The sequence below is a fragment of the Erythrobacter ramosus genome (genome assembly GCF_009828055.1).
Taxonomy (GTDB): domain Bacteria; phylum Pseudomonadota; class Alphaproteobacteria; order Sphingomonadales; family Sphingomonadaceae; genus Erythrobacter; species Erythrobacter ramosus.
In genome coordinates this window covers 1,237,951-1,262,438 of sequence record NZ_WTYB01000002.1, presented here as the reverse complement: position 1 = coordinate 1,262,438, position 24,488 = coordinate 1,237,951, and the positions used below count along the sequence as shown (strand labels likewise).

Here is a 24,488-nt window from a genome sequence, read left to right as displayed (position 1 = left end):
GAGAGCCGTCCCATGAATGTCCGTTTGGTTCTTGCTTCTGGCGCGGCGCTCGGCGCCATTGCCCTGTCCTCGCCCGCTCTGGCGCAGGACGCCCCCGCCTCTGAACCTGCTGCCGAGGAAGAAGGCGGGATCATCGTCACCGCTCGCCGCCAGTCGGAATCGCTTCAGGACGTGCCCGCCGCGGTCACCGTGTTCGGCGCGGAAACGCTCGCCAAGACCGGGGTGCAGCGCGCGGATGACTTCATCCAGCTGACGCCGGGCGTCACCATCGTCACCGGCACGGCCGAAGCGGGCGACACCCAGATCAACATTCGCGGCATCAACGGCGCGCGCGACGCGGAAAGCTCGGTCGCGCTGGTGGTCGATGGGATCCTCAAGACCAACACCGCGCAATTGAACCAGAACCAGGGCACCTTGCGTCAGGTCGAAATCCTGAAGGGCCCGCAAGGCGCGCTCTATGGCCGGAACGCTGCGGCGGGCGCGATTGTGCTGCAAACGCTGAAGCCCGGCGACGCGCTCGAAGGCGGGATGTTGGTGCGCGCGGCGCAGGACAACACCTATCTTGCCAATGGCTACATCTCGACCCCGATCGGCGATACGGCTGGGCTGGTGCTGTCGGCCAATTATTCGACCACCGATGGCTTCTTCCGCAACAGCTTCCTCGGCAATTCCAAGACGATCGACGATCAGGAAGTGTTCGGCATCGACGGGCGCTTCGTCGCCGAGCTGGGGCCGAATACCGAGCTCGATGTGAAGGCGCGCTATGCTGACCTGCGCGGCGCTTCGATCAACTTCAACGCCAGCTTCCACCTGCCCAACTTTGCGGCGGTAAACCCGGCGTTCTTTGAAGACGTGAACGAGCATCCCTTCGGCTTCTATTCGAACATCCGCCCGACCAATGATCAGGTGACCTTCGAAACCTCGGCCAAGGTCGAGCATGAGTTTGAAAGCACCACGCTGACCGCTTGGGTGCTCTACAGCGATGTCGACCAGTCGTTGACGGCGGACAGCACTTCGGCTGACTTTGCCCGCTTCACCTTCCCCGGCGCGACCCCGGCTTCGGTGGCGGCGGCCAATGCCTGCGCGGCATCGACAACGGCGCTTACCGGCTTCCCGCTCAACCCGCCGACCTTCATCGGCGCCAGCCCAATCCCGTTTATCTTCAATCCCGCCACTGGATCGACCTTCGGCCCTTACAGCCCGACCACCTGCGACGGCACCCAGTTCCAGGTGCGCAAGCAGGAAGACATCAGCGGCGAAATCCGCTTGGCCTCGAACGGGGACGGCGCCATCAACTGGCAGGTCGGCGCCTATTACCTCCACATCGACCGGGAGGTTGGCGTGAGCCTTGGGGCGGACCTTGGTCGCGGCATCATCCGCGAGCTGTATAACGCACCGGGTTCGGACAACCCGACCACCCAGCTTTACCACGATGCGTTCAAGACCGATGTCTATGCGGCGTTCGCGTCCATCGATGCCGATGTGTCTGATCGCTTCAATGTCAGCTTTGCGGGCCGTTACGACATCGAGGACCGTCAGGTGTCGAGCCTCGTTCCGGCGGTGTTCGATCCGATCGCGGGCGGACCGATCAATCCCGGCCAGACCGTTTCAGGCGGCGTGGTTCAGCCTATCGCGCCGAAGTCTGAAACCTTCAAGCAGTTCCAGCCCAAGATTTCGCTGCGGTATGAATTGACCGACGACATCAACCTCTACGGCAACTGGGGGATCGGCTTCAAATCGGGCGGTTTCAACAACCAGGGCTCGGCCGCGATCGTCGACTCGGCGTTCAACGATTTCATCGGCACCAACGTGCTGATTGACGATCAGTACCGCAAGGAAGTCTCCAGCGCGTTCGAAGCGGGCATGAAGGGCACCTTGCTGGACGGCGCGGTGACCTTTGATCTGGCGGGCTACTACACCAAGGTCGAAGACATGCAGTTCTTCGAGTTCTTCGTCGGCGGCTTCGGCCTGTTGCGCGTGGTCTCGAACATCGATGAGGTCGAACTGTACGGCGCCGAGCTTAACCTGTCGGCGGAAATCCTTGATGGCTGGACAGTGTTCGGTTCGGGCAACGTGACCGAAAGCGAAATCCGGGAAAACGCCTCGCGCCCAGTAACTGTGGGCAACAAGTCGCCCTATACTGCCGACTACACAATCAACGTGGGCACCCAGCTTGATCTGCCGGTTACCGACAGTGTCAACTTTGTGACCCGCGCGGATTACCGCATCACCGGGCCGACGTGGTTCCACACGTTGCAGGATGATCCCAACCCGACGCTGTTCAGCGGCTTGCTGCCGGGTTCGGCGCTGGCGCTGCCGGCCTTTGTGGGCGATGCCGACTATTCGATCTCGCAGCGCGACACCTTTGGAGTGATGGACCTGCGCGTTGGGGTAGAAGGCGATAGCTGGTCGTTGACCGCCTATGCCGAAAACCTGTTCAACGAGAAGTATCTGAACGAGGTCATCACCGCGGTCGAGTTTGGCGGATCGTTCATCTCGCCGGGCGCACGTCAGCGCTTCGGGGTGGAGTTCGGCTACAAGTTCTGATCCGGTCCGCCGTCACAGGCGAAACGGAATTGGAGGGGGAAGCGCGCGGGGTTCTGCGACCCGCCCCGCGCGCTTCTTTTTGCCCGAATGTCAGGGAGTGGGCGTGGCGGCAGGCGCAGGCGCGCTCCACCACGACAGGGTCTGGTTGTCGTGGGCCGATGTCCACACGCCCTTGGGTGTCCAGCGCAGTGCACCGCTACCCACTGCATTGCCCATCCGCGCGCGGATCTTGAGCGTGACCGGATCGATCACCACCATCGTCTGATCATCCGTGGTGCGCAGCCACACCGCGCCGCCATTGGCATCGATATCACCCCATTTGAGGTTATCGCCTACCTTGGTGCGGCCAGCGATTGTGAGGCTGGCCGGATCGACCTTGGCGACGGTGCCGTCGCCCTGTTCCTGCACCCACACTGCGCCTTCACCCGCTGCGAGGAAGCCGGGCGTATCGCCCAGCGCGGCTGATCCAGTGACTGCGTTCGTGGCCGGATCGACCCGCTCCAGCACCTTGCCTTCGCTCGACACCGCCCAGACCGCATCGAAGCCATAGGCGAGATACCAAGTCTCGGGCGTGACGGTGACTGTCGCGACAATCGCATTGGTGGCAGGGTCGATCCGCGCCAGCTTGCCTTCCGGATCACTCGGCACCCAGACAGAGCCTGCGCCCGCGATCACATTGGTTTCGCCCTTGGGATTGGCGAGGCCGGTGGCGATCTTGGCTTCAACCGCGGCGGTCTTCAAATTGATGCGCCACAGCTCACCATCCTCGCAATTGGCGACCCACAGCGAGCCCGCCGCAATCGCCATTGTGCCGCAGGGGCGGGGCACAGGGGTGCTGGCTAGCTTACCCGCAGGCGACCATTGTTCGACCCGTCCGTCATTTGTGACCCACACCGTATCGCCATCCACCGCGAGGAAATCGGCGAAGCCCGGCACTTTCAGCGCGGTTTCGGTGAGGTCGGGCGCGGGGCCGACCATTTCCGTGGGCGGTTCGCTATCCTCCGCCGCACACGCCGCGACAGCAAGGCTGGCGGCAAGGGCAAGAGCAAGCGGGCGAGCAACGGAATTGCGCATCATGGGTGTCATGGGTCTCTGAGCCTCCACGCATGGCAGGGGAAGGAGAGGAGCGCCGCAAGGGCACAATACCTGCCAGACTGACGCAACCTTGCGCATATTACTTTTGCAATCAATCGTAATAATTCCCCATAGACAAACGCAGCAAACGAGGGGATGTTCGCACCCGCAACATAGGGGACGAATCATGCGCCACTTGGCCCGCCGCGCGGCCCGCTTCCTGCTTATCGCCCTCGCCCTTGCGGTGACGGCCTGTTCGGGCAGCGAGGAGGACGCATCCGCGCCCCGCACCGACTTCAATATCGGCTGGTCGATCTATGCCGGGTGGATGCCCTGGCCCTATGCCCAGCAGGCCGGGATCGTGAAGAAGTGGGAAGACAAGTACGGTGTCAAAATCAAGTTCGTGCAGGTCAACGACTATATCGAGAGCGTGAACCAATACACCGCTGGCAAGCTCGACGGCGTGACTGTCGCCAACATGGACGCGCTGACGATCCCGGCGGCGGGCGGCAAGGACACCTCGGCGATTATCCTTGGCGATTATTCCAACGGCAATGATGCGGTTCTGCTGAAAGGCGCGGACGGCGTGGCGGGGATCAAGGGGCGGCAGGTGTATCTGGCCGAGCTGTCGGTCTCGCACTACCTGCTCGCCCGCGCGCTCGAGACGTCAGGCATGAAGCTGACCGACGTTAAGACGGTTAATACCTCCGATGCCGATATCGCCGCCGCCTTTGCCTCGCCGGACGTGACCGCAGCGGTGGCGTGGAACCCGCAGGTGACCACCATGAAGGGTGTCGCAGGCACCAAGGCCGTGTTCACCTCTGCCGATATTCCGGGCGAGATCCTCGACCTGATGGTAGTCGATACGGCGGTGCTGAAGGCGAACCCCAATCTCGGCAAGGCGTTGGCGGGGATCTGGTACGAGACAATGTCGCTGATGGCCCGGCAGGATGCCGAGGGCGCCGCCGCCCGCGCTGCGATGGCGAAGCTGGCGGGGACGACGCCTGAGGAATTCGAAGGCCAGCTCGCCACCACCTTCCTTTACGCCGACCCCAAGGCCGCGCTGATGGCGATGGCCTCGCCCGATCTGGTCACCACCATGACCCGCGTGCGCGATTTCAGCTTTGCCCAAGGCTTGTTCGGGCAGGGCGCCCGCTCGGCCGATGCGGTCGGTATGGAGTTCCCGGGCGGCACAACCTTGGGTGACAAGGCCGCGATCACCTTGCGCTTCGATCCGACCTATATGCAGCTCGCCGCCGACGGGAAGCTCTAGGCCGATGCGCTGGGTGACAGCCCAGCCCGGGCGAGGCCGGGCGATCCTGCTGGGCGCGCTGCCGCTGGTGGTGCTGGCCTTTGCGTACATCGTCGCCGCTGCCGCGCGTCATTCCGATAACGTGGCGGACAAGATCCTGCCGCTGCCCGGAGCAATGGCCGCAGCGATGGCGGCGCTGATCTTCGAAGCTGATCCGCTGTCCGGCCAATATCTGTTCTGGGCCGATACGCTTGCCAGCCTTACGCGGTTGGGGCTTGGCCTCGGCATTGCTACGGCATCGACCCTGCTTGTCGGCCTGGTTGTCGGGTCATTGCCCCCGGTGAGAGCTACGTTGGGCCCGCTTGTCACCGCGATTGCCGTGATCCCGCCCATCGCTCTGTTGCCGATATTGTTCATCGTGTTCGGATTGGGCGAGACGGCCAAAGTGGCGCTGATTGTGATCGGTGTGGCCCCGTTCATGATCCGCGACGTGGCCGGACACATCGCCGCTCTGCCGCGCGAACAGGTGATCAAGGCTCTGACTTTGGGCGCAAATTCGTGGGGGGTGATGCTGCGGGTGGCTTTGCCCCAAGCGATGCCGCGCCTGATCGAGGCGCTGCGCCTGTCGCTCGGCCCGGCGTGGGTGTTCCTGATCTCCGCCGAAGCAATCGCGGCTGACGTAGGGCTGGGCTACCGCATCTTCCTCGTCCGCCGCTACCTCGCGATGGACGTGATCCTGCCCTATGTCGCATGGATCGCGATCCTCGCCGTGGTGATGGATTTCGTCCTGTCGCGCGGCAGCCGCCGCCTGTTTGGCTGGGCGCATGGGGCTGCGCACTGATGGCGTTGCTGAGCCTCAAGAACCTATGGGTTGAGTATGGCGAGAAGGTCGTGCTCGAACGGATTTCGCTCGATATTGCGGAGGGATCCTTCGTCTCGATCATCGGGCCATCAGGTGCGGGCAAGAGCAGCCTGCTGCGGGTAGTGCTGGGGCAGGAGAAGCCGACGCGCGGGACGATCACCTTGGACGGCGCACCGCTGCCGGCCGAATGCGGGCCGGATCGCGGGGTGGTGTTCCAGCGCTACTCGGTCTTCCCGCATTTAACGGTGCTGGGTAACACCTTGCTGGGGCTGGAGTTCTCCGCCTCGCCTTTCACCGCCCGCCTGTTCGGCGGCGCCCGGCGGGCTGCGGTGGCGGAGGCCGAGGCGATGCTGGAATCGGTCGGGCTAGCCGATAGCCGCCACCTCTATCCGGCGCAGATGTCGGGCGGGATGCAGCAGCGCCTCGCCATCGCTCAAGCCCTGATCAAGCGGCCCCGCATCCTGCTGCTGGACGAGCCCTTCGGCGCGCTTGATCCCGGCATCCGCAAGGATATGCACGCGCTCATCACCCGGCTGTGGCGCGAGCATGGGCTGACGATCATCATGGTCACCCACGATATCAAAGAGGCCTTTTCGCTCGGGACACGGGTGCTGACGCTCGACAAGCGCCGCCACGATCCGCACGCTCCGCAGCGCTATGGGGCGGCGGTCATCTATGACCTCGAACTGACCCGCAAAGCACAGCAAGTACACGCGGACGCAGGGGCGGATGAACAAGCCGAGGCCATCGGTATTACGATTGACACAGTTGGTAATAATTGAAATGATCGCCGGATGAGCAGCCCCGAACCCTCCCGCCTCGCGCGCCTTAGCATGAGCCTGCCGGCGGAACTGTTCCGCCAGCTCGACATGATGGTCGAGGAACGCGGACTGCCCTCGCGCTCGCAGCTGATCGCCGAATTGATCCGCCACGCGCTGGCCGAGCATGAGGCGCTGACCCGGCCGGACGAGACGCTCGCGGGGACTGTCACCATCGTCTACGCTGGAGGCGGTGGCAGGGTTCGCCAGCAACTGGCTGAAACGCAGGTGGATTACCTCAAGGAGGTGATTTCCTCGCAGCACGTGTTCCTTGAAGAAGACCAGTCGCTCGAAGTGCTGCTGGTGCAGGGCCCGGCGGTGCGGCTGAAGCAGCTGTGCGATGCCTTGCGCGCGATCCGGGGCGTGCAGCAATTGCAGCTCGTCACCACCACCGCGCTGCTGCCGCCGCTGCATGAACAGGACTTTCCGCCAGCGCGGCAGGAGGCAGCGGAATGAGCGGAACTGCCGATCCCAAGGCGGCGCGTGACCACGCTCGCGCGCAAGGCGGCACGCAGGTCGAAGCCATGCCGACCTTGCCACCCGTCGCAAGCGACTTGCCCGATGGCGTGGCAGGTGATGACCTGCTCTGGGAAGAAACCATCGCGCCGAGCGGCTATACCTCCCGCCGGATCGCGCGCGGCACCCGGCTGCGGTTGATCGACAAGGCGGGCGATGCCTGCGCGAGCCTCAACATCTTCAACGCCGAAATGCCGACTGAGCGGCTGAACGTCGCTGATACCGTCAAGGTGCAGTGGAACGCCTATCTCGGCGCGGGCAAGTTGCTGCTCAGTGACATGGGTAGGGTGCTGATGAGCATCCTTGAAGACGACGCTGGCACGCATGACACTTTCTGCGGCGTCTCAAATGCCGCCAGCAACCTGAGGAAATATGGTGAGGGCCGCAATTCCGGTGTCTACCCCAATGGGCGCGACCGGCTGATCCTCGGCGCGGCCAAGCACGGGCTGACGCGGCGCGATGTCCACCCTTGCGTGAACCTGTTCAAGGGCACCCGGATCGAGACTGACGGCATGATCACGCCGATCATCGGTCCCTTTGCAGCGGCGCGCGAAGTGCTGATCCGCGCGGAGATGGACGTCATCATTGTCATCGCGAATTGCCCCCATGTGATGGACCCGCGCGATGGCTGGCACAGCACGCCGCTGCGCGTCACTGCATGGCGCGGCGCGATCACGGCTGAACAAGACTCCGTGCGCAACGCCACGCCAGAAGGACAGCGCGCCTTCCTCAATACCGAGGACTACTACCGCCGATAACCCGCGAAAAAAGCAAGGCAAACCATGACCAGCGACCCGGCCCTCTCCGGCCTTACCGGCACCATCATTCACGACGAGATCGTGCCCGCCCGCGCGCCATGGTTGCACCATGTGGCGGCGGGCGAAGTGCTGCGGATCGTCGATCTGGAAGGCAATCAGGCGGTCGATTTCCTGATCTATGCCGCCGCCGATGATGCCGAGCGTTACTCGGCGCAGGACACCGTCGCAGCGCAGGGCAACCTGTTCCTGCGCACCGGAACTGTGCTCCTCTCTAACGAAGGCCGCGCGTTGATGACCATCGTGGACAGCGCAGTGGAGTATCACGACACCATCGGCGGGGCATGTTCGTGCGAATCCAATACCCTGCGCTATGGCCATCACACCAAGTCGCAGCATGCCTGCGTCGACAATTTCCTCGAAGCGAACCTGATTGAGGGCCGTGGCAAGCGGGACATCGTCTCCAACATCAACTTCTTCATGAACGTGCCGGTGGAAGAAGACGGCACGCTTGGCATCGTCGACGGCATTTCCGCGCCGGGCCTCACCGTTGACCTGCGCGCCGAGATGGACGTGATCGTGGTCGTGTCGAACTGCCCGCAGATCAACAACCCCTGCAACGGCTTCAACCCGACGCCGGTACGGATGATCGTGACCGCGTGACATTCGACACTGTCCTCATCGCCAACCGCGGCGCGATTGCGACGCGAATCATCCGCACGTGCAAGCGGATGGGCCTAAAGTCGGTGGCGGTCTATTCCGAGGCTGACGCAGGCTCGCTCCATGTCAGCGCGGCGGACGAGGCGGTGTGCATCGGGCCGGGGCCAGCGGCGCAGAGCTACCTCAATGTCGCGGCCATTCTTGCAGCGGCCAAGGCGACGGGCGCAGGGGCAATCCATCCGGGCTACGGCTTCCTCGCCGAAAACGCAGAGTTTGCGGAAAGCTGCGCGGCGGCAGGGATCGCCTTCATTGGGCCGACGCCCGACAACATCCGCACCTTTGGCCTCAAGCACTCGGCCCGTGCGCTGGCCGAAGCGCATGGCCTGCCGCTGGCACCCGGCACCGGGTTGCTGACAGGCGAAGACGAGGCCGCCGAAGCCGCCAAGCGGATCGGCTATCCGGTGATCCTCAAGGCCACGGCAGGTGGCGGCGGGATCGGAATGCGCATTTGCGAGAGCGAGGCTGCGGTGCGCGAGGGCTTTGCCGCCGTCGTCCGGCAGGGCGAAGCGAGTTTCGGCGATGCGGGCGTCTTCCTTGAGCGCTATGTCGCCCGCGCGCGGCATATCGAAGTGCAGATCTTCGGCGACGGGCAGGGCCGGGTGATGGCACTGGGTGAGCGTGACTGCTCGCTGCAACGGCGCAACCAGAAGGTCGTGGAAGAAGCACCGGCGCCGTGCCTGTCGGACGCCAAGCGCGCCGAATTGATCGCCGCCGCCGTGCGGTTGGGCGAGGCGGCGGGGTACCTGTCGGCTGGCACGGTCGAGTTCCTGTACGATGCGCAGCGCGACGACTTCTTCTTCCTCGAAATGAACACCCGGCTTCAGGTCGAACACGGCGTCACCGAGGAGGTGATGGGGATCGATCTGGTCGAATGGATGATCCGGGGCGCAGCGGGCGACTTCGCCTTTCTCGATGCCCCCGCGCCCACCGCGCAAGGCCATGCGGTACAGGTGCGGCTCTATGCCGAAGATCCGGCGATGGATTACCGCCCGACCACTGGAACGCTGGTCAACGTCGCCTTCCCGGACAACATCCGCGCCGAGACCTGGGTCATGGCAGGGAGTGAGGTCAGCGCGTTCTACGATCCGATGCTCGCCAAGCTGATAACCTATGCCGAGACCCGCGACAGCGCGATCGGGGCGATGCAAGCGGCGCTCGATGCCAGCCGCGTGGACGGGATTGAGACTAACCTCAGGTGGCTGCGCGATGTCGTGCGGCATGAGGGCTTTACCAGCGGAGAAGTCTCCACGCGGATGCTCGATCAGGTCGGCTATGCTCGCCGCGCGGTGCGGGTAATTGCAGGCGGCACGGCAACTTCGGTGCAGGACTTCCCCGGCCGCCTCGGTCTGTGGGATGTGGGCGTCCCGCCGTCGGGGCCGATGGACGATCGCAGTTTCCGGCTGGGCAATCTCATGCTCGGCAACCCCGAAGGCACAGCGGGGCTGGAGGTCACTGCCAGCGGGCCGACCCTGCTGTTCGAGGCGCCTGCGACCATCTGCCTGACCGGCGCGGATTTTGGCGCGAAGCTCGACGGCGCGCCAGCCCCGCGCGGGGTGCCGATCGCTATCGCTGCCGGGCAGACGCTGACGCTCGGCCGGGCGAGCGGCGGGGGGATGCGCGGCTATATCCTGTTCGCGGGCGGGCTCGATGTGGTGCCCTATCTCGGCAGTGCGGCAACCTTCACGCTCGGCCAGTTCGGCGGCCATGCCGCGCGGGGGCTGGTGGCGGGCGATGTGCTGCACCTGGGCGACGCTGCGACCGGCGAGGGTATCGCGGCTGCTTTGCCGGAGCTTGCCCGGACATGGGAGCTGCGGGTGCTCTACGGCCCCCACGGCGCGCCCGATTTCTTCACGCCGGACGACATCGCCCGTTTCCTCCAAGCCGAATGGCAGGTGCATTACAACTCCAACCGCACCGGGGTGCGCCTTGTCGGCCCCAAGCCCGAATGGGCGCGGCGGGACGGGGGCGAGGCGGGGCTGCATCCGTCGAACATTCACGACAACCCCTATGCCATCGGGGCAGTGGACTTTACCGGTGACATGCCGATCATCCTCGGGCCAGATGGGCCTTCGCTCGGTGGGTTTGTCTGCCCCTTCACCGTGATCGCGGCGGATCGGTGGAAGATCGGTCAGCTCAGCCCTGATGACCGGCTCCGCTTCGTGCCAGTCACGATTGCCGACGCCATGGAGGCAAACGCCGCGCCGCTGGACCAGCCGACCGCGCCGACGCCCGCCCGCGCGATGGCCGACCTTTCGCCGATCCTCGCCGCCATTGCAGGGCAGGGCGCGCGCCCCAAGACCACCTATCGCCAGCAGGGCGACCGCAACATCCTCGTCGAATACGGCGACATCGTGCTCGATATCGAGCTGCGCATCCGCATCCATGCCTTGATGCAGGCGCTGGAGGCGATGAACCTGCCCGGGGTGATCGACATCACGCCCGGCATTCGCTCGCTACAACTGCACTTCGACGGCACCACGCTGGACCAGCCCCGCGCGCTCGCTGCGCTGATGGCGGCCGAGGAGGCGATGGGGGATCTCGATGATTTCGAAGCGCCCTCGCGCATCGTCCACCTGCCGCTGAGCTGGCGCGATCCCGCGATTGAGGAGACCATAACGAAGTATATCGGCACGGTACGCGATGATGCGCCGTGGTGCCCGGACAATATCGAGTTCATTCGCCGCATCAATGGCCTGCCCGATGCGCAGGCGGTCGAAGATCTGATCTTCGATGCGAGCTACCTCGTGCTGGGCTTGGGCGATGTCTATCTCGGCGCGCCGGTCGCCACGCCGGTCGATCCGCGCCACCGGCTCGTCACCACCAAATACAACCCCGCGCGCACCTGGACCCCGCCCAATGTGGTCGGGATCGGCGGGGCCTATATGTGCATCTACGGGATGGAGGGGCCGGGCGGCTATCAGCTGTTCGGGCGCACCATTCAGGTGTGGAACACGCACCGGCAGACTGATGCCTTTGTTGATGGTAAGCCGTGGCTGCTGCGGTTCTTTGACCAGATCCGGTTCTTCCCTGTCACCGCCGACGAACTGACCGATTGGCGCCGCGATTTCCCGCATGGGCGGCGGTCGATCCGCGTGGAGGAGACCACTTTCCGCCTCGCCGATTACCGCGCGTTCCTGGCCGACAATGCCGCCAGCATCGCCGCTTTCGAGACCACCCGCCAAGCCGCCTTTGATGCCGAACGCGCCGCGTGGCAGGCCTCGGGCGAGTTCGACCGGGTCAGCGACCTGCTTGAGGGCGGGGCAGGCGGCGGCGATGTGGCGGCAATCGAGGTGCCGGACGGCGCGGACGTTATCGAAGCCCCGTTCGGCGGCAGCGTGTGGAAGCTGCTGGTCGCCCCCGGCGATGTGGTGGCGGAAGGCGATGTGATTGCGGTGATCGAAGCGATGAAGATGGAATGCCCCTTCGAGAGCCCCGCCAGCGGTACGGTAGCCGCGCTTTACATCACCGAGCATCAGGCCTTGCAACCCGGCGCGCCGATGCTGGCCTTGAGGAAAGCGTCATGAGCACCTTTGCCCGCCTCAGCGCGACCGCCATCGCGGCAAGCGTCACCAGTGGCGAGGCCAGCGCGCTCGCCGTGATCGAGGATACGCTCGCCCGCCTCGCTGCCTATGATGCGCACCAGCCGCAAGTGTGGATCAGCCGCGCCGACCCAGCCGCCCTGCGCGCCGCCGCTCGCGCGATTGACGCGCGGGTTGCCGCGGGCGAGCACTTGCCGCTGGCCGGCGTGCCGTTCGCCGCGAAGGACAATATCGAAGTTGCGGGGCTCGAGACCACCGCCGCCTGCCCCGCCTTTGCCTATCGGCCCGAACGCTCCGCCACCGCCATCGAACGGTTGGAGGCAGCGGGCGCGATCTGTGTCGGCAAGACCAATCTCGATCAGTTCGCCACCGGCCTCGTCGGTACGCGCAGCCCCTACGGCATCCCGCGCAACGCCTATAACCGTGACTATGTCAGCGGCGGATCAAGCTCCGGCTCGGCGATTGCCGTGGCGGCGGGGCTGGTGGCGTTCGCGCTCGGCACAGATACGGCGGGATCGGGGCGGGTGCCGGCAGCGTTCAATCACCTTATCGGGCTAAAGCCCACCAAAGGCCGGTGGAGCACGCGCGGGTTGGTGCCAGCCTGCCGCACGCTCGATTGCATCACGGTGTTCACCGATGCCCTGCACAATGCGCAAGCAGTCGACGCCGTGATCGCCGGATTTGATGCCGAGGATGCCTTCTCGCGCCCCCCCTCTGACGTCGCGATCAGCGGTCGCCGGATCGGTGTGCCGCGCCGCGACCAGCGAGTCTTCTTCGGCGATGTGGCAGCCGAATATCTCTACGACCGCGCGCTGGGCGTGCTGGCGGCTCAGGGCGAGATCGTCGAGATCGACATCGCGCCGCTGCTCGAAGCCGCGCGCCTGCTCTACGGCGGGCCGTGGGTGGCTGAACGGACCGCCGCCATCGCTCCGCTGCTCGAGAGCAATCCGCTCGCCATCGACCCGGTGGTGCGCGAGGTCATCGCGCCTGGCAGCGCCATGCTGGCGACCGAGTTGTGGAACGGCATCTACCGCCTCGCTGAATTGCAGCGCCATGCCGAAAACATGTGGGGCGAGGTCGATGTGCTCGCCTTTCCCACCACCGGCACGACCTACCGCGTGGCCGAACTGCTCGAAGCGCCGGTCGCATTGAACAGCAATCTCGGGCTCTATACCAATTTCGTGAACCTGCTCGACATGGCCGCGCTTGCGGTGCCAGCCGGTGCGCGCGAAAATGGCACGGGCTTCGGGATCACGCTGATCGGGCCTGCGCATAGCGATCTTGCACTTATTGACCTCGCGCGTTCGTATCTGGCTTCGGCCGACCTTCCCCTTCCGCCACCGCTCGATCTTGGAGACCACATGGACACCGTCAAACTCGCCGTCGTTGGTGCACATCTTGAAGGGATGCCGCTGCATTGGCAGCTGACGTCGCGCGGGGCGACCTTCGTAGGTGCCTTTACCACCGCGCCCAATTACCGGCTCTATGCGATGGCCGATTCCGTCCCGCCCAAGCCCGCACTGGTGCACAGCGAGGACGGGGCGGAAATCGCGCTGGAAGTCTACGAGCTCGACTTCGCCAGCTTCGGTAGCTTCGTTGCCGAAGTGCCGCCCCCGCTCGCCATCGGCACGGTGACGCTGGCCGACGGCAGCAGCGTGAAGGGCTTCGTCGCCGAACCGCGCGCGCTGACCGGGGCCGAGGACATCACCCATCTGGGCGGCTGGCGCGCCTATATTGCCTCGCGATGATATGATGGCGGGGCGGCTCACCAATTGGCTTAAAGGCGACGGCGCAACAGGGCCGGCCGACGACGCGTTCGCGCAGCTGCGCGCCGCCAAGGAGGCCGCTGAAGCCGCCAACGAGGCCAAGACTCGCTTCCTCGCCAGCGTCAGCCACGAGATTCGCTCGCCGCTCAATGCGATCTATGGCTATGCCCAGCTGCTGGAGCGCAATGACGGCAAGGACGCCCTCAATGCCGCGCGGGTGATCCGCCGCAGCGCCGAACATCTGTCGCATCTGGTCGAAGGCCTGCTCGACATCGCGCAGGTCGAAGGCGGCGCACTGAAGCTGAGCCGGGAGGCGATCCGCTTCCCCGAGTTTCTCGCCCAACTGATCGCCATGCTCGATCTGCAAGCGCAGGCGAAGGGCATCGCGCTGGTGCTCGACCATCCGCCGGGCTTGCCCGAATTCGTCCATGCCGATCCCAAGCGCTTGCGGCAGGTGCTAATTAATCTGCTGACTAACGCGATCAAGTTCACTGATCACGGGTCGGTTACGCTCAAGGTCGAATACCGTAACCAATTGGCGACCTTCACGGTGATCGACACCGGCATCGGCATAGCGCCCGAGGATGCGGAGCGGATTTTCGCGCCGTTCGAGCGGGTGGCGGGGCCAGCGGGCGAGCGGCCCGGTGTCGGGCTCGGCCTCGCGATCACGCAGGCGCTGGTGCACATCATGGGCGGCGAAATCCGGGTCGAGAGCGCGCCGGGGGAAGGATCGCGCTTCATCGTGCGGCTGATGCTGTCGCAGCCGCTCAGCCCGCCGACCGATCCGGCGCCGGAGCCGGGCGTTGTCACCGGCTACCTTGGGCGTGAGCGCTGGGTGGTGCTGATAGATGACGATACGGCGCATCTGGCGATGGTGCGCGGCCTGCTCGAACCGCTGGGCTTTCAGGTGCACACCGCCAGCGACGGCGAGACCGGCCTTGCGCTCGCCGCGCAGGTGCAGCCCGATCTGGTCCTGTGCGACGTGATGCTGGGACGCGAATCCGGTTGGGACATCGCGGCGAAACTGCGCCGCCGCCACGGCGCTGCCCTACGGATTGTGATGCTTTCGGGTGAAGGGCCCCATTCCGCCATGTCGCCAGCGGACGGCCCAGCCAATGATACGTTTTTGATGAAGCCATTCGAATTCACGGTGTTGCTTGATGTGATTGCCGCTCAGCTGGGGCTCGAATGGCTGCGGGCCGGTGGCCCCACCCGTGACGTGCCCGAAGCCGCCGTGACGCACCTATCGCCAGCCATCGCGTCTCGCGCCGCTGCCCACTGCGCCGAGATCGAACGGTTGGTGCGGATCGGCCACGTCCGCGCCATTGAAGCGGAGATCGACGCCATCGCCGCACTCGCTCCCGAAGCGGCGCCGCTGGCCGAACGGATGCGGCGAGTGCTCGACAGCTTCGACTTGAAGGCGCTGGCCGACCTTGCCAAAGCGGTGGCTGCCGATGCGCGCTAAGGACTGCATCCTTGTTGTCGACGACAGCCCGGAATCGCTCCGGTTCCTGGTCGATACGCTCGAAGCCGAGGATATGACCGTGCTGATCGCCCGCAGCGGCGAGGCAACGCTCGAATTGCTGTCAGAGGTGCAGCCCGACCTCATCCTGATGGACGCGATCATGCCCGGCATCGGCGGGATCGAGACCACTCAGGCGATCAAGCGCAATCCGGCGACCGCGCATATCCCGGTGATCTTCATGACCGGCCTCAACGATCCCGAACACGTGGTCGCCGCGCTCGGCACCGGCGGGGTCGATTATGTGCGCAAGCCCGTGGTGATCGAGGAACTGCTGGCGCGAATGAAGGTGCATCTCGCCAATGCCCGCACGACCTATCGCTCCCGGCTGGCGCTCGGTCTAGCGGGGCGCAGTCTGGCGGCGCTGAGCGAGGATGCGGGACTGATCTGGTGTACACCCCAAGCCGAGGCCCTGTTCATCGCGGTCGATCCCGACTGGACCCCTGATCGCGGCGCGCTACCCGAAGCCTTGATGGGCGCAGCCCTCGGCTTGATCGCCGCAGACCCAGTCCAGCCCCCCGCCAGCGCGCGCGTCGATGTGCGCGGGCTGGAGATTGATCTCGCTTTGGTCGAAACCGGACGGCCGGGCGAAACCCTGATCCGCGTCACCGAAGTGCGTGAAGATGGTAAGATTGCCGACCTGCAAAAACATAACGGCCTGACCCGGCGCGAGGCGGAAGTGCTGTTGTGGGTGAGCTACGGCAAAACCAACAAGACGATCAGCGAAATTCTTGGTATAAGCCCGCGCACGGTGAACAAGCACTTGGAACAGGTGTTTCGTAAACTCGGGGTCGAAACCCGAGCCGCCGCCACTGCCATTGCCGTGCGATATCTTGCCGATTGATCGCTTTCTCACTGAAATTGCTTCACGTTCCTCGGGTCCGCGCAAACCTACGTCATTTGGCCACTTCCTCGAATGGGGGAGGACGCCATGGGTATTTGGAATGAAACGGACAGCTTAAGGGGAGTTCGTCATGGCCGGAGTGCAGGTGGGCAAGCGCATTATCGGGGCAGACGCTCCGGTGATTGTCGGCTGGGAGAATATCGGCCGGGTCCAGGGCGGTCCGGTCAAGCAGTTCGTGTTCACGTATTTCCAGCCCGCGATGCTCTTTGCCGCGATCCTGTTCTGGTACTACGCCCCCAACTGGCTCGCTGTCGCATCGACTGCGATTGCCATCCGGCTGGGCTGGATGATCCTGCTGCTGGCGCTCGAATGGGTCAATCCGCGCTACGAAAGCTGGCAACTGACGTGGAAGGAATTCGCCACCGACGCCTTCTATGTCGGGCTCGGCATGACCTTCCTCGGCATGGTTGACGCCTACATTGGCGATGGGGTGATGATCAAAGCGGTGCAAGGCGCGTTCGATTGGGAGAAGTTCAGCTGGTTCACGGGCCTGCCGCTGCTGCTGCAAGCGCTGCTGATCTCGATGATCTTCGACTTCGGCCAGTACTGGATGCACCGCGCGATGCACAATTGGCACCCGCTGTGGCTGACCCATGCGCCGCACCACTACATCACCCAGCTCAACATCAACAAGGGCGCGGTCGGCAACCCGATCGAGCTGTTCCTGATCGGCCTCGGCATCGGCGGCTTGTTCGACTTCCTGCCGCGCGCCTTCCTGTTGGCAGGGGCAATCGGGATGACCGTGTCGGTTTATCAACACATCAACGTTCGCTTCAACACCCCGCGCTGGTGGCGGTTCATCTTCAACACCGTGGAGCATCACTCCGTCCACCACTCGCAGGATTACGAGGCAACCCGCAGCAATTACTCGGGCACCTGGATCATCTGGGATCGCATCTTCGGCACCTGCGTCGATGGTGAGGCCGAGGTGCTCGGCATGGAAGGCGGGCGCCGGATGCATATTGGCGAGACAATGATCTTCCCGTTCCGCGAAGGCTGGCGCAGCGCCAAGGAGGCTTTCGCCAAGCGCTCCGGACGCGGGGCCAACCCGCAGCTTCAATCAGCCCAGCTGGAACCTGCCGAGTGAGCGGAACGTCAGGGGGTATTGCCAGTGAAACAGTGGGGCCGTGGGGCGCTGCCCCCTCACCTGAACGCCCGGCGGGACTTCCGATGATGAGTCTACCGCTGATCGACCACATCTGGCGGGTTCGCGGCGATGTGCCGATCGACCCTCTGCTTTCGCCGGAGGAGGTCTTTGCTCGGCTCGATCCGCTGCTGCGCTCACCGGGCACGACCGTGAGCGCTGCGGGCGAAACGCTGACCTATTCGAAGCATAACCCTGCCGCGCAGGACAAGCTGGCCACCTTCACTCGCGGACAACTGCGGATCGAGCGGGTCGGCGCTGGTGCGGTGCTGCGGTTTGACCTGTTCAGCCACGCGCTGCTGCTTTGCTTCCTCGCGCCGCTGCTGTTCCTCGGCTTTGCCCAGATGGCGGTGGCGATTAATGCCTGGGAAGGCGCCGGAGCCGACGCGTCCGAAAAGGCCGATAAGAAGGACGAGAAGCCCAAGCCCGTGAAGGTGCTCAACCCGGTCGATCAATTCCTTGGCGCGCCTGCGCCTGAAGATCCGAACAAGAAGAAGAAAGACGAGAAAAAGGACGAAGGCCGTCATTCACCTGATGAGGGTTACTTTATGGCCGGTGTCTTCGCACTTATCTATCTTGTCGGCCGCTGGCTGGAGCCGTGGCTGGTGCGGCGGCGCTTCCGCGCCGCGCTCGCAAACCCGCCCGCTGCGGTTTAGGACATTCGGGCGAAATTGGCGACGCCAGGTGCCGGCGTGCGCTGTGCGGCGGGCTCGCTGATCGGGGTGGTGCTCGCCGGGGCGACCTTCGCCATCGCCGCCGTCACCGCGCCAAGTTCATCCGGCGCGAGCGAATAGAACACCAGCTTGGCATCCTTGCGCGTGGCGACCAGCCCGGCCTTACGAAGCACGCCGAGCTGTTGCGACAGTCCCGGCTGGCCGATCCCGGTCACCTGTTCCAGCTCACCGACATTGCGCTCGCCGCCCGTCAGCGTCGTCAGGATCCGCCAACGCAGTGGGTGGGCGAGCGCTTTGAGCGCTTCGATCAGATCATCTTCAGGCATCAGTCGCCTCCCCGCTTATCGCGCAGGAACCAACTGGTCGCGTCCTCGGCATCGAACACTTCGTCAAGGTTTTGGCTCGGCGGTTTGAGCAGCGGCTCGCCCGGCTGCCAGTTGGCAGGCGCCAGCGCGCCCTTCGCGTCGATCGCTTGTAGCCCGTCGAGGATGCGCAGCATTTCCGGGATCGAGCGGCCAAGGTTCGCCGGATAGCAGGTCATCGCCCGGATCATGCCCTTGGGGTCGATGAAGAAGGTGGTGCGCACCGCCGCGCTATCGCTATCCTGCGCCGCGACCATGCCGAAAGCGCGGGCGATCACAAGCGTCGGGTCTTCAAGGATGGGAAAGCGCACCTCGACCCCGAAGCGGTCGCGGATCATCCTGAGCCACGCGAAGTGCGAAAACAGGCTGTCGACCGAGAGCGCCATCAGCGCACAGTCCCGCGCCTCAAACGCCGCCGCCTCGCGGGCGAGGGCGACGAATTCGGTAGTGCAGACGGGCGTGAAGTCCGCTGGGTGCGAGAACAACACCAGCCAACGCCCGCGATGGGCGGACAGCCGCACCGGGCCGACGGTGCTGCGGGCTTCGAAATCGGGGGCGAAATCGCCGATCCTGAGGCCTGCGCAGGGTGGGAGGCTGGAAGTGGTCTGGTCCATGGGTCGGATCATAGCACTTGACTCCGTGATTGCAATACATATACACGATTTATGAAATTAATTGGAGATTGGCGATGAACGCGATTGATCCGGTGCTTCAAAGCGCAACCGAACAGGTGCTAAGGGCTGCTGAGGACTCGGCACTCCGCCGCGAAATCGCGAGCTTTTTCGACCCGGCGACCTTCACTGTCACTTATGTTGTCTACGATCCTGTGACGCTTGAGGCGGCGGTGATCGACTCGGTGCTCGACTTTGATCCTAACTCCGGGCGCACTGCCACGGCGTCGGCCGATGCGGTAATTGCGCATGTCACTTCGCATAATCTGAAAGTGAAGTGGCTGCTGGAGACGCACGCCCACGCCGATCACTTCTCCGCAGCGCCCTACCTTCAGGAAAAGCTTGGCGGCAAAATCGCGATTGGTGCGGACATTACCACCGTTCAAACTGTGTTTGGCAAACTGTTCAATGCCGGAACCGAGTTCGAGCGGGACGGATCGCAGTTCGATGTGCTGTTCAAGGACGGCGACACCTTCACCATCGGCAATCTGCCGGTGACGGTGATGCATGTCCCCGGCCACACGCCCGCCTGCATCGCTTATGTCGTGGGCGAGGCGGTGTTCGTGGGCGATACGATGTTCATGCCCGACTACGGCACGGCGCGCGCTGACTTCCCCGGCGGGGACGCGCGCACGCTGTTCCGCTCGCTGCGCCGCATTCTCTCGCTGCCTCCCGCTACCCGGCTGTTCATGTGTCACGACTACCTGCCCAAGGGCCGCAGCGAGTATGTGTGGGAGACCACCGTTGCCGCTGAACGCGAGGGCAATGTCCACGCGCATGACGGGATCACCGAGGACGAATTCGTTGCCATGCGCGAGGCGCGTGATGCGACGCTCGATATGCCGCGCCTGATCCTGCCGTCGGTGCAGGTGAATATGCGTGCCGGCCATATGCCACCGCCGGACGATAATGGCGTCACCTACCTCAAGATCCCGGTCAACGCGGTATGACCCTGCTCGATTCGAGCCTGCCGGGGTTTCCTGACGCGGCGCCGCTTGCCGGGTTGGCGGGCGGCGTGCTGATCGGGCTGGCGGCCGCTCTGATGTTGCTCGGGGTGGGGCGGATCGCCGGGGTCTCCGGCATTGCAGCGCGCGCCTTCGGGCTTGCCAGCGGGTCGCAGCCGCGGCTCGGCGCATGGGCCTTCATCATCGGCCTGCCGTTGGGAGCGCTGATCGTGACCAGCCTGACTGCGGCTTCAACGCCTGCCTTCGCCAATCCGGTGACGCTTGCCATGGCGGGCGTGATCGTTGGCGTCGGCACCCGTATTGGGAGCGGCTGCACCAGCGGGCATGGCGTGTGCGGCATGAGCCGCCTGTCACAGCGGTCGCTGGTCGCCACCGCCACCTTCATGGCGACCGGCTTTGCCACGGTCGCCGCGATGAACGCGCTCGGCATTGCGGTGTTGCCATGATGCGCGAAACACTGGTCCCGCTCGCTTCGGGCACGATTTTTGGCGCAGGCCTCACCATCGGCGGAATGACCGATCCGGCACGGGTGCGTGGGTTCCTGGATCTGTTCGGAGACTGGGATCCGACGCTCGCCTTCGTGATGGGCGGCGCTGTGCTGGTGATGGCGCTGGCCTGGACCATGCAGCGCAAAATGCTGCGCCCCTTTTTCGGAGATGGCTTTGCGCTGCCTGACCGGAGCGACATAACGCCGCGCCTGATCGGCGGATCGGCGCTGTTCGGGATCGGCTGGGCCATTGCCGGGCTCTGCCCCGGACCCAGCTTTGCCGCGCTGGCAATCGCGCCTGCCTCGGCCGCGATATTCGTGACCGCAATGCTTGGCGGAATGCTGCTGGTGCGGCTTGTGGAAGGACAGGGATAATGGACATTCGCACAATCGACGAGACGCTTTCGGTGGCCCCGCAGATGCTGCCCGATGATGTTGCGGCGTTGGCGGCGCAAGGCTTCAGCGCCTTGGTCTGCAACCGTCCCGATGGCGAAGAGCCGGGCCAGCCTGCGCTCGATGAAATGCGCCGCGCCGCGCAGGAAGCGGGCCTTGCCTTTCATCACATTCCGGTTGCCGGCGGCTTGTTTCCGCCCGCTGCGGTCGCTGCCTTTGCTGCGATCCGGCGCGGCACGCCGGGCAAGGTGCTGGCCTATTGCCGTACCGGCACCCGCGCCGCGACGCTCGACGCGCTCGCTAACATCCACGGCCTCACTGCCGCGGAGCGGATCGCGCGGGCGCATGCGGCCGGATACGACCTCTCGGCGCTCGCCGGGCGGATGGAGGCGGGCGGGTAACCCCGCGCGCATGGGAGGGATCGGACATGAGCGCTACATCACATATGGTCGTCGTCATCGGTGGCGGCGCGGCGGGGATCGCTACGGCAGCCTCGATCCTTAAGCGCCGCCCCGGCCTCGACATCGCAATTGTGGAACCGGCGGAAACCCACGCCTATCAGCCGGGTTGGACGATGGTGGGCGGCGGCGTGTTCGACGTGGCAACCACTACCCGCCCGATGCACTCCGTGATGCCCAAGGGCGTCACCTGGATCCGCGAGGCGGCAGCGAGTTTCCAGCCTGACAACAATCAGGTCACGCTGGGGGATGGCAGCACCGTGGCTTACGAGGTGCTGATCGTCGCCCCCGGCATCCGGCTGGCATGGGAGAAAATCGCCGGGCTGACCGAGACTCTCGGCCAGAACGGTGTCACCTCCAATTATCGCGGCGATCTGGCCCCCTATACCTGGCAGCTGGTGCAGCAGATGCAGGGCGGGCGGGCGATCTTCACCCAGCCGCCGATGCCGATCAAATGCGCAGGCGCGCCGCAAAAGGTAATGTATCTTGCCTGCGATCACTGGCGGCGGGCCGGGGTATTGGGGAACATCGATGTTGATTTTCGCACGGCAGGCGCGGTCTTGTTCGGCGTGGCGGACTATGTCCCGGCGCTGATGGAATATGTCGGGAAATACGGGATTGGGCTGGAGCTCGGGAGCAATCTGATCGCGGTCGATGGCCCCGGCCAGCAGGCAACTTTCGCCACGGCTGGGGGCGAAGTCACAGCGCCGTACGACATGATGCATGTCGTCCCGCCGCAAGTCGCTCCGCAATTCCTCGCCGACAGTCCGCTGGCCGCGCCGAGCGGCTTTACCGATGTCGATCAGCACACGCTCCAGCATGTGCGCTATCCCAATGTCTTCGGCCTTGGCGATGCAGGCTCGATGCCCAACGCCAAGACCGCTGCGGCCGCGCGTAAGCAGGCGCCGGTGGTCGCGGTCAATGCACTGCGCCAGTTGGACGGCAAGGGGCCGACGGCGGGATACGATGGCTACGGCTCATGCCCGCTGACGGTTGAGCGCGGCAAGATCGTGCTCGCCGAATTCGCCTATGGCGGCAAGTTGGCCCCCAGTTTCCCGACCTGGCTGGTCGATGGGACCAAGGCCAATCGTCTGTCATGGATGCTCAAGGCCGACTTCCTGCCGTGGCTGTATTGGAACGGGATGCTCAAAGGCCGCGAGTGGCTCGCCGGCCCCGGCGGGCTGATCGCGCAATAACGCCATGCTCCAACGCTATTTCCCGATCCTCGAATGGGGGCGCAGCTATGATCGCCCTGCGTTGACCAGCGATCTGATGGCGGCGGTGATCGTCACCATCATGCTGATCCCGCAGAGCCTTGCCTATGCGATGCTGGCAGGGTTACCGCCGGTGGTGGGGCTGTATGCCTCGATCCTGCCGCTGTTTGCCTATGCCCTGTTCGGCACGAGCCGGACGTTGGCCGTGGGGCCGGTCGCGGTGGTCTCGCTGATGACGGCGAGTGCGGTCGGCGCAATCGCGGCGCCGGGGACGGCGGAGTATTGGGAAGCGGCGGTGACGCTCGCCGCGCTGTCTGGCGTGATGCTGGTGGTGCTGGGCCTGCTGCGGCTGGGGTTCCTTGCGAACCTGTTGTCGCATCCGGTGATCAGCGGGTTCATCTCGGCAAGCGGCGTGTTGATCGCCACCAGCCAGTTGAAGCATATTCTTGGCGTGAAGGCGGGCGGGGAGACTTGGCCGGAGATGCTGGCGGGTCTGGCAAGCGCGTTGGGTGACAGCAACCTTGCGACCCTCGCCATCGGCATCCCGGCGACGCTGTTCCTGTTCTGGGTGCGCAAGGGGCTGAAGCCTGCGCTCCAGCGCCTCGGCCTATCTCCGCGCGCTGCCGACATGACCGCCAAGGCCGGGCCGGTGGTGGCGGTGGCGCTGTCGATCCTCGCGGTGATCGGCTTCGGGCTGGAGGCGCAGGGTGTCTCGGTCGTCGGCGCGATCCCGCAAGGCCTGCCGCCCTTCGCACTGCCTTCGACCGACCTTGCGCTGCTGCAAGCCTTGTGGGTGCCCGCGCTGCTGATCTCGGTGATCGGCTTTGTCGAGAGTGTCTCGGTCGCGCAGACTCTCGCCGCTAAGCGTCGCCAGCGGATCGTGCCGGATCAGGAGCTGATCGGGCTGGGGGCGAGTAACATCGCCAGCGCGCTATCGGGTGGCTATCCGGTGACGGGCGGCTTTGCGCGATCGGTGGTCAATTTCGATGCGGGCGCGCAGACACCGGCAGCGGGCGCATTCACGGCGGTGGGCATTGGTCTTGCCAGCCTGTTTCTGACCCCGCTCCTGTTCCACCTGCCCAACGCAACGCTAGCGGCAACCATCATCGTTGCGGTCTTGAGCCTCGTCGATTTCAAGACGCCGCGCCAGCTCTGGGCCTATTCCAAGGCCGACTTTGCCGCCCATGCCGCGACCATAGCTGTCACTTTGGTATCCGGGGTCGAACTGGGGGTGATCGCGGGGGTGGCGGTGGGCCTGCTGCTGTATCTCTGGCGCGCAAGCCGGCCCCATGCTGCCATCGTCGGGCGAGTGCCGGGGACTGAGCATTTCCGCAATGTCGAACGCCACAAGGTGCTCACCCTGCCGCACCTGCTGACCATACGCGTCGACGAGAGCCTGACCTATCTCAACGCCCGCTGGCTGGAGGAATATGTGCTCGAACAGGTCGCTGACCGGCCTGCCTTGCGGCACGTGGTACTGATGGCGAGCGCGGTCAACGCAATCGACGCATCGGGGCTGGAGAGCCTAGAGGCGATCAACCACCGGCTCGCCGATGGCGGCATCAAGCTGCATCTTTCGGAAGTCAAAGGCCCGGTGATGGACCGCCTCAAGCGCACACATTTTCTGGATGACCTGTCGGGCCGTGTGTTCCTTTCTCAGGACGCCGCCTTTGCCGATCTTGCACTGGATACCGGCGAGGAACCCCCATCGCCGATTCCGGACGAAGCGCGGGGCCTCATCTGAGCCCTGGCGCCGCGTCCCCCTATGCACCGCCGGGCTCCCCCCAATTCGCCCGGCGGTGCAACCCTTTTGCTCTCAAACCGTATCTTCGTTGCGCCAAAAGC

The 24,488-nt window shown here is 64.8% G+C and carries 22 protein-coding genes; 19 read left to right on the top strand and 3 right to left on the bottom strand.

Translation table 11 applies throughout. The features are described 5' to 3' along the window. Positions 1–12 precede the first annotated feature (12 nt). On the top strand, positions 13–2,547 hold the full coding sequence (locus tag GRI59_RS12685) for a TonB-dependent receptor (RefSeq protein ID WP_160761498.1): 2,535 nt from the start codon (positions 13–15) through the stop codon (positions 2,545–2,547). 90 nt (positions 2,548–2,637) lie between these two features. Here GRI59_RS12685 and GRI59_RS12680 read toward each other — a convergent pair whose 3' ends face one another. Further along, complete coding sequence (locus GRI59_RS12680) at positions 2,638–3,621, bottom strand: Vgb family protein (protein WP_160761663.1); 984 nt, start codon at positions 3,619–3,621, stop codon at positions 2,638–2,640. A 187-nt stretch (positions 3,622–3,808) separates the two neighbouring features. Between GRI59_RS12680 and GRI59_RS12675 the strand changes: the two genes are divergently transcribed. From GRI59_RS12675 to GRI59_RS12620, 12 genes are all read left to right on the top strand, one after another. Next, complete coding sequence (locus GRI59_RS12675; RefSeq protein ID WP_160761497.1) at positions 3,809–4,894, top strand: putative urea ABC transporter substrate-binding protein; 1,086 nt, start codon at positions 3,809–3,811, stop codon at positions 4,892–4,894. A gap of 4 nt (positions 4,895–4,898) precedes the next feature. Next, positions 4,899–5,714, top strand: coding sequence for an ABC transporter permease (locus GRI59_RS12670; protein WP_160761496.1), 816 nt, complete (start codon positions 4,899–4,901; stop codon positions 5,712–5,714). Then, positions 5,711–6,517, top strand: coding sequence for an ABC transporter ATP-binding protein (locus GRI59_RS12665; protein ID WP_160761662.1), 807 nt, complete (start codon positions 5,711–5,713; stop codon positions 6,515–6,517). Before GRI59_RS12670 ends, GRI59_RS12665 begins: the two co-directional genes overlap by 4 nt. Before the next feature lie 12 nt (positions 6,518–6,529). Continuing rightward, the gene (locus tag GRI59_RS12660; RefSeq protein WP_234031977.1) at positions 6,530–7,009 is read left to right on the top strand and encodes a CopG family ribbon-helix-helix protein; all 480 of its coding nucleotides are present in this window, start codon (positions 6,530–6,532) and stop codon (positions 7,007–7,009) included. Next, positions 7,006–7,827, top strand: coding sequence for an urea amidolyase associated protein UAAP1 (locus GRI59_RS12655; protein WP_160761495.1), 822 nt, complete (start codon positions 7,006–7,008; stop codon positions 7,825–7,827). Before GRI59_RS12660 ends, GRI59_RS12655 begins: the two co-directional genes overlap by 4 nt. Positions 7,828–7,851: 24 nt before the next feature. After that, positions 7,852–8,487 (top strand): urea amidolyase associated protein UAAP2, encoded by a 636-nt coding sequence (locus GRI59_RS12650; RefSeq protein WP_160761494.1) that lies wholly within the window; start codon positions 7,852–7,854, stop codon positions 8,485–8,487. Then, positions 8,484–12,068, top strand: coding sequence for an urea carboxylase (gene uca, locus GRI59_RS12645; protein ID WP_160761493.1), 3,585 nt, complete (start codon positions 8,484–8,486; stop codon positions 12,066–12,068). Before GRI59_RS12650 ends, uca begins: the two co-directional genes overlap by 4 nt. Beyond that, entirely contained in the window at positions 12,065–13,831 is a 1,767-nt protein-coding gene (atzF, locus tag GRI59_RS12640) for an allophanate hydrolase (protein WP_160761492.1), read from the top strand. The genes uca and atzF overlap by 4 nt, the downstream gene beginning before the upstream one ends. Continuing rightward, complete coding sequence (locus GRI59_RS12635; RefSeq protein ID WP_160761491.1) at positions 13,818–15,314, top strand: ATP-binding response regulator; 1,497 nt, start codon at positions 13,818–13,820, stop codon at positions 15,312–15,314. The genes atzF and GRI59_RS12635 overlap by 14 nt, the downstream gene beginning before the upstream one ends. Continuing rightward, positions 15,304–16,215: a response regulator transcription factor gene (locus GRI59_RS12630; RefSeq protein ID WP_160761490.1), complete on the top strand. Its 912-nt coding sequence runs from the start codon at positions 15,304–15,306 to the stop codon at positions 16,213–16,215. The genes GRI59_RS12635 and GRI59_RS12630 overlap by 11 nt, the downstream gene beginning before the upstream one ends. A gap of 130 nt (positions 16,216–16,345) precedes the next feature. Next, positions 16,346–17,362 (top strand): sterol desaturase family protein, encoded by a 1,017-nt coding sequence (locus tag GRI59_RS12625; protein WP_160761489.1) that lies wholly within the window; start codon positions 16,346–16,348, stop codon positions 17,360–17,362. A gap of 83 nt (positions 17,363–17,445) precedes the next feature. Then, positions 17,446–18,075 (top strand): hypothetical protein, encoded by a 630-nt coding sequence (locus GRI59_RS12620; protein ID WP_237440789.1) that lies wholly within the window; start codon positions 17,446–17,448, stop codon positions 18,073–18,075. Here GRI59_RS12620 and GRI59_RS12615 read toward each other — a convergent pair. Both GRI59_RS12615 and GRI59_RS12610 read right to left on the bottom strand, forming a co-directional pair. After that, positions 18,072–18,419, bottom strand: a complete 348-nt coding sequence (locus GRI59_RS12615) for an ArsR/SmtB family transcription factor (RefSeq protein ID WP_160761488.1) — start codon at positions 18,417–18,419, stop codon at positions 18,072–18,074. The two genes, GRI59_RS12620 and GRI59_RS12615, sit on opposite strands and share 4 nt — an antisense overlap. Then, positions 18,419–19,069, bottom strand: a complete 651-nt coding sequence (locus GRI59_RS12610) for a peroxiredoxin (protein WP_160761487.1) — start codon at positions 19,067–19,069, stop codon at positions 18,419–18,421. The genes GRI59_RS12615 and GRI59_RS12610 overlap by 1 nt, the downstream gene beginning before the upstream one ends. A 74-nt stretch (positions 19,070–19,143) precedes the next feature. Here GRI59_RS12610 and GRI59_RS12605 point away from each other — a divergent pair, with 74 nt between their 5' ends. The 6 genes from GRI59_RS12605 to GRI59_RS12585 are packed head-to-tail and all read left to right on the top strand — an operon-like array spanning position 19,144 to position 24,387. Then, the gene (locus tag GRI59_RS12605; RefSeq protein WP_160761486.1) at positions 19,144–20,076 is read left to right on the top strand and encodes an MBL fold metallo-hydrolase; all 933 of its coding nucleotides are present in this window, start codon (positions 19,144–19,146) and stop codon (positions 20,074–20,076) included. Beyond that, positions 20,073–20,537 carry a YeeE/YedE family protein gene (locus GRI59_RS12600; RefSeq protein ID WP_160761485.1) on the top strand — a complete coding sequence of 155 codons (465 nt, stop codon included), beginning with the start codon at positions 20,073–20,075 and terminating at the stop codon, positions 20,535–20,537. The genes GRI59_RS12605 and GRI59_RS12600 overlap by 4 nt, the downstream gene beginning before the upstream one ends. Then, positions 20,534–20,953: a DUF6691 family protein gene (locus tag GRI59_RS12595; protein ID WP_160761484.1), complete on the top strand. Its 420-nt coding sequence runs from the start codon at positions 20,534–20,536 to the stop codon at positions 20,951–20,953. The genes GRI59_RS12600 and GRI59_RS12595 overlap by 4 nt, the downstream gene beginning before the upstream one ends. Next, on the top strand, positions 20,953–21,372 hold the full coding sequence (locus GRI59_RS15655; RefSeq protein ID WP_183363590.1) for a protein tyrosine phosphatase family protein: 420 nt from the start codon (positions 20,953–20,955) through the stop codon (positions 21,370–21,372). The genes GRI59_RS12595 and GRI59_RS15655 overlap by 1 nt, the downstream gene beginning before the upstream one ends. 26 nt (positions 21,373–21,398) lie before the next feature. Then, on the top strand, positions 21,399–22,625 hold the full coding sequence (locus tag GRI59_RS12590) for an NAD(P)/FAD-dependent oxidoreductase (protein WP_183363591.1): 1,227 nt from the start codon (positions 21,399–21,401) through the stop codon (positions 22,623–22,625). Between the two features lie 4 nt (positions 22,626–22,629). Beyond that, the gene (locus GRI59_RS12585) at positions 22,630–24,387 is read left to right on the top strand and encodes a SulP family inorganic anion transporter (protein WP_160761483.1); all 1,758 of its coding nucleotides are present in this window, start codon (positions 22,630–22,632) and stop codon (positions 24,385–24,387) included. Positions 24,388–24,488 lie beyond the last annotated feature (101 nt).

Excerpts from the sequence above, each read along its gene's own strand:
- GRI59_RS12585 (WP_160761483.1), top strand. The coding sequence starts at position 22,630 with ATGCTCCAACGCTATTTCCCGATCCTCGAATGGGGGCGCAGCTATGAT.
- GRI59_RS12615 (WP_160761488.1), bottom strand. The coding sequence starts at position 18,419 with ATGCCTGAAGATGATCTGATCGAAGCGCTCAAAGCGCTCGCCCACCCA.
- GRI59_RS12660 (WP_234031977.1), top strand. The coding sequence starts at position 6,530 with ATGAGCAGCCCCGAACCCTCCCGCCTCGCGCGCCTTAGCATGAGCCTG.
- GRI59_RS12685 (WP_160761498.1), top strand. The coding sequence starts at position 13 with ATGAATGTCCGTTTGGTTCTTGCTTCTGGCGCGGCGCTCGGCGCCATT.
- GRI59_RS12680 (WP_160761663.1), bottom strand. The coding sequence starts at position 3,621 with ATGCGCAATTCCGTTGCTCGCCCGCTTGCTCTTGCCCTTGCCGCCAGC.
- atzF (WP_160761492.1), top strand. The coding sequence starts at position 12,065 with ATGAGCACCTTTGCCCGCCTCAGCGCGACCGCCATCGCGGCAAGCGTC.
- GRI59_RS15655 (WP_183363590.1), top strand. The coding sequence starts at position 20,953 with ATGGACATTCGCACAATCGACGAGACGCTTTCGGTGGCCCCGCAGATG.
- GRI59_RS12595 (WP_160761484.1), top strand. The coding sequence starts at position 20,534 with ATGATGCGCGAAACACTGGTCCCGCTCGCTTCGGGCACGATTTTTGGC.
- GRI59_RS12650 (WP_160761494.1), top strand. The coding sequence starts at position 7,852 with ATGACCAGCGACCCGGCCCTCTCCGGCCTTACCGGCACCATCATTCAC.
- GRI59_RS12600 (WP_160761485.1), top strand. The coding sequence starts at position 20,073 with ATGACCCTGCTCGATTCGAGCCTGCCGGGGTTTCCTGACGCGGCGCCG.
- GRI59_RS12610 (WP_160761487.1), bottom strand. The coding sequence starts at position 19,069 with ATGGACCAGACCACTTCCAGCCTCCCACCCTGCGCAGGCCTCAGGATC.
- GRI59_RS12675 (WP_160761497.1), top strand. The coding sequence starts at position 3,809 with ATGCGCCACTTGGCCCGCCGCGCGGCCCGCTTCCTGCTTATCGCCCTC.
- GRI59_RS12655 (WP_160761495.1), top strand. The coding sequence starts at position 7,006 with ATGAGCGGAACTGCCGATCCCAAGGCGGCGCGTGACCACGCTCGCGCG.
- GRI59_RS12625 (WP_160761489.1), top strand. The coding sequence starts at position 16,346 with ATGGCCGGAGTGCAGGTGGGCAAGCGCATTATCGGGGCAGACGCTCCG.
- GRI59_RS12620 (WP_237440789.1), top strand. The coding sequence starts at position 17,446 with ATGATGAGTCTACCGCTGATCGACCACATCTGGCGGGTTCGCGGCGAT.
- GRI59_RS12590 (WP_183363591.1), top strand. The coding sequence starts at position 21,399 with ATGAGCGCTACATCACATATGGTCGTCGTCATCGGTGGCGGCGCGGCG.
- GRI59_RS12630 (WP_160761490.1), top strand. The coding sequence starts at position 15,304 with ATGCGCGCTAAGGACTGCATCCTTGTTGTCGACGACAGCCCGGAATCG.
- GRI59_RS12605 (WP_160761486.1), top strand. The coding sequence starts at position 19,144 with ATGAACGCGATTGATCCGGTGCTTCAAAGCGCAACCGAACAGGTGCTA.
- GRI59_RS12670 (WP_160761496.1), top strand. The coding sequence starts at position 4,899 with ATGCGCTGGGTGACAGCCCAGCCCGGGCGAGGCCGGGCGATCCTGCTG.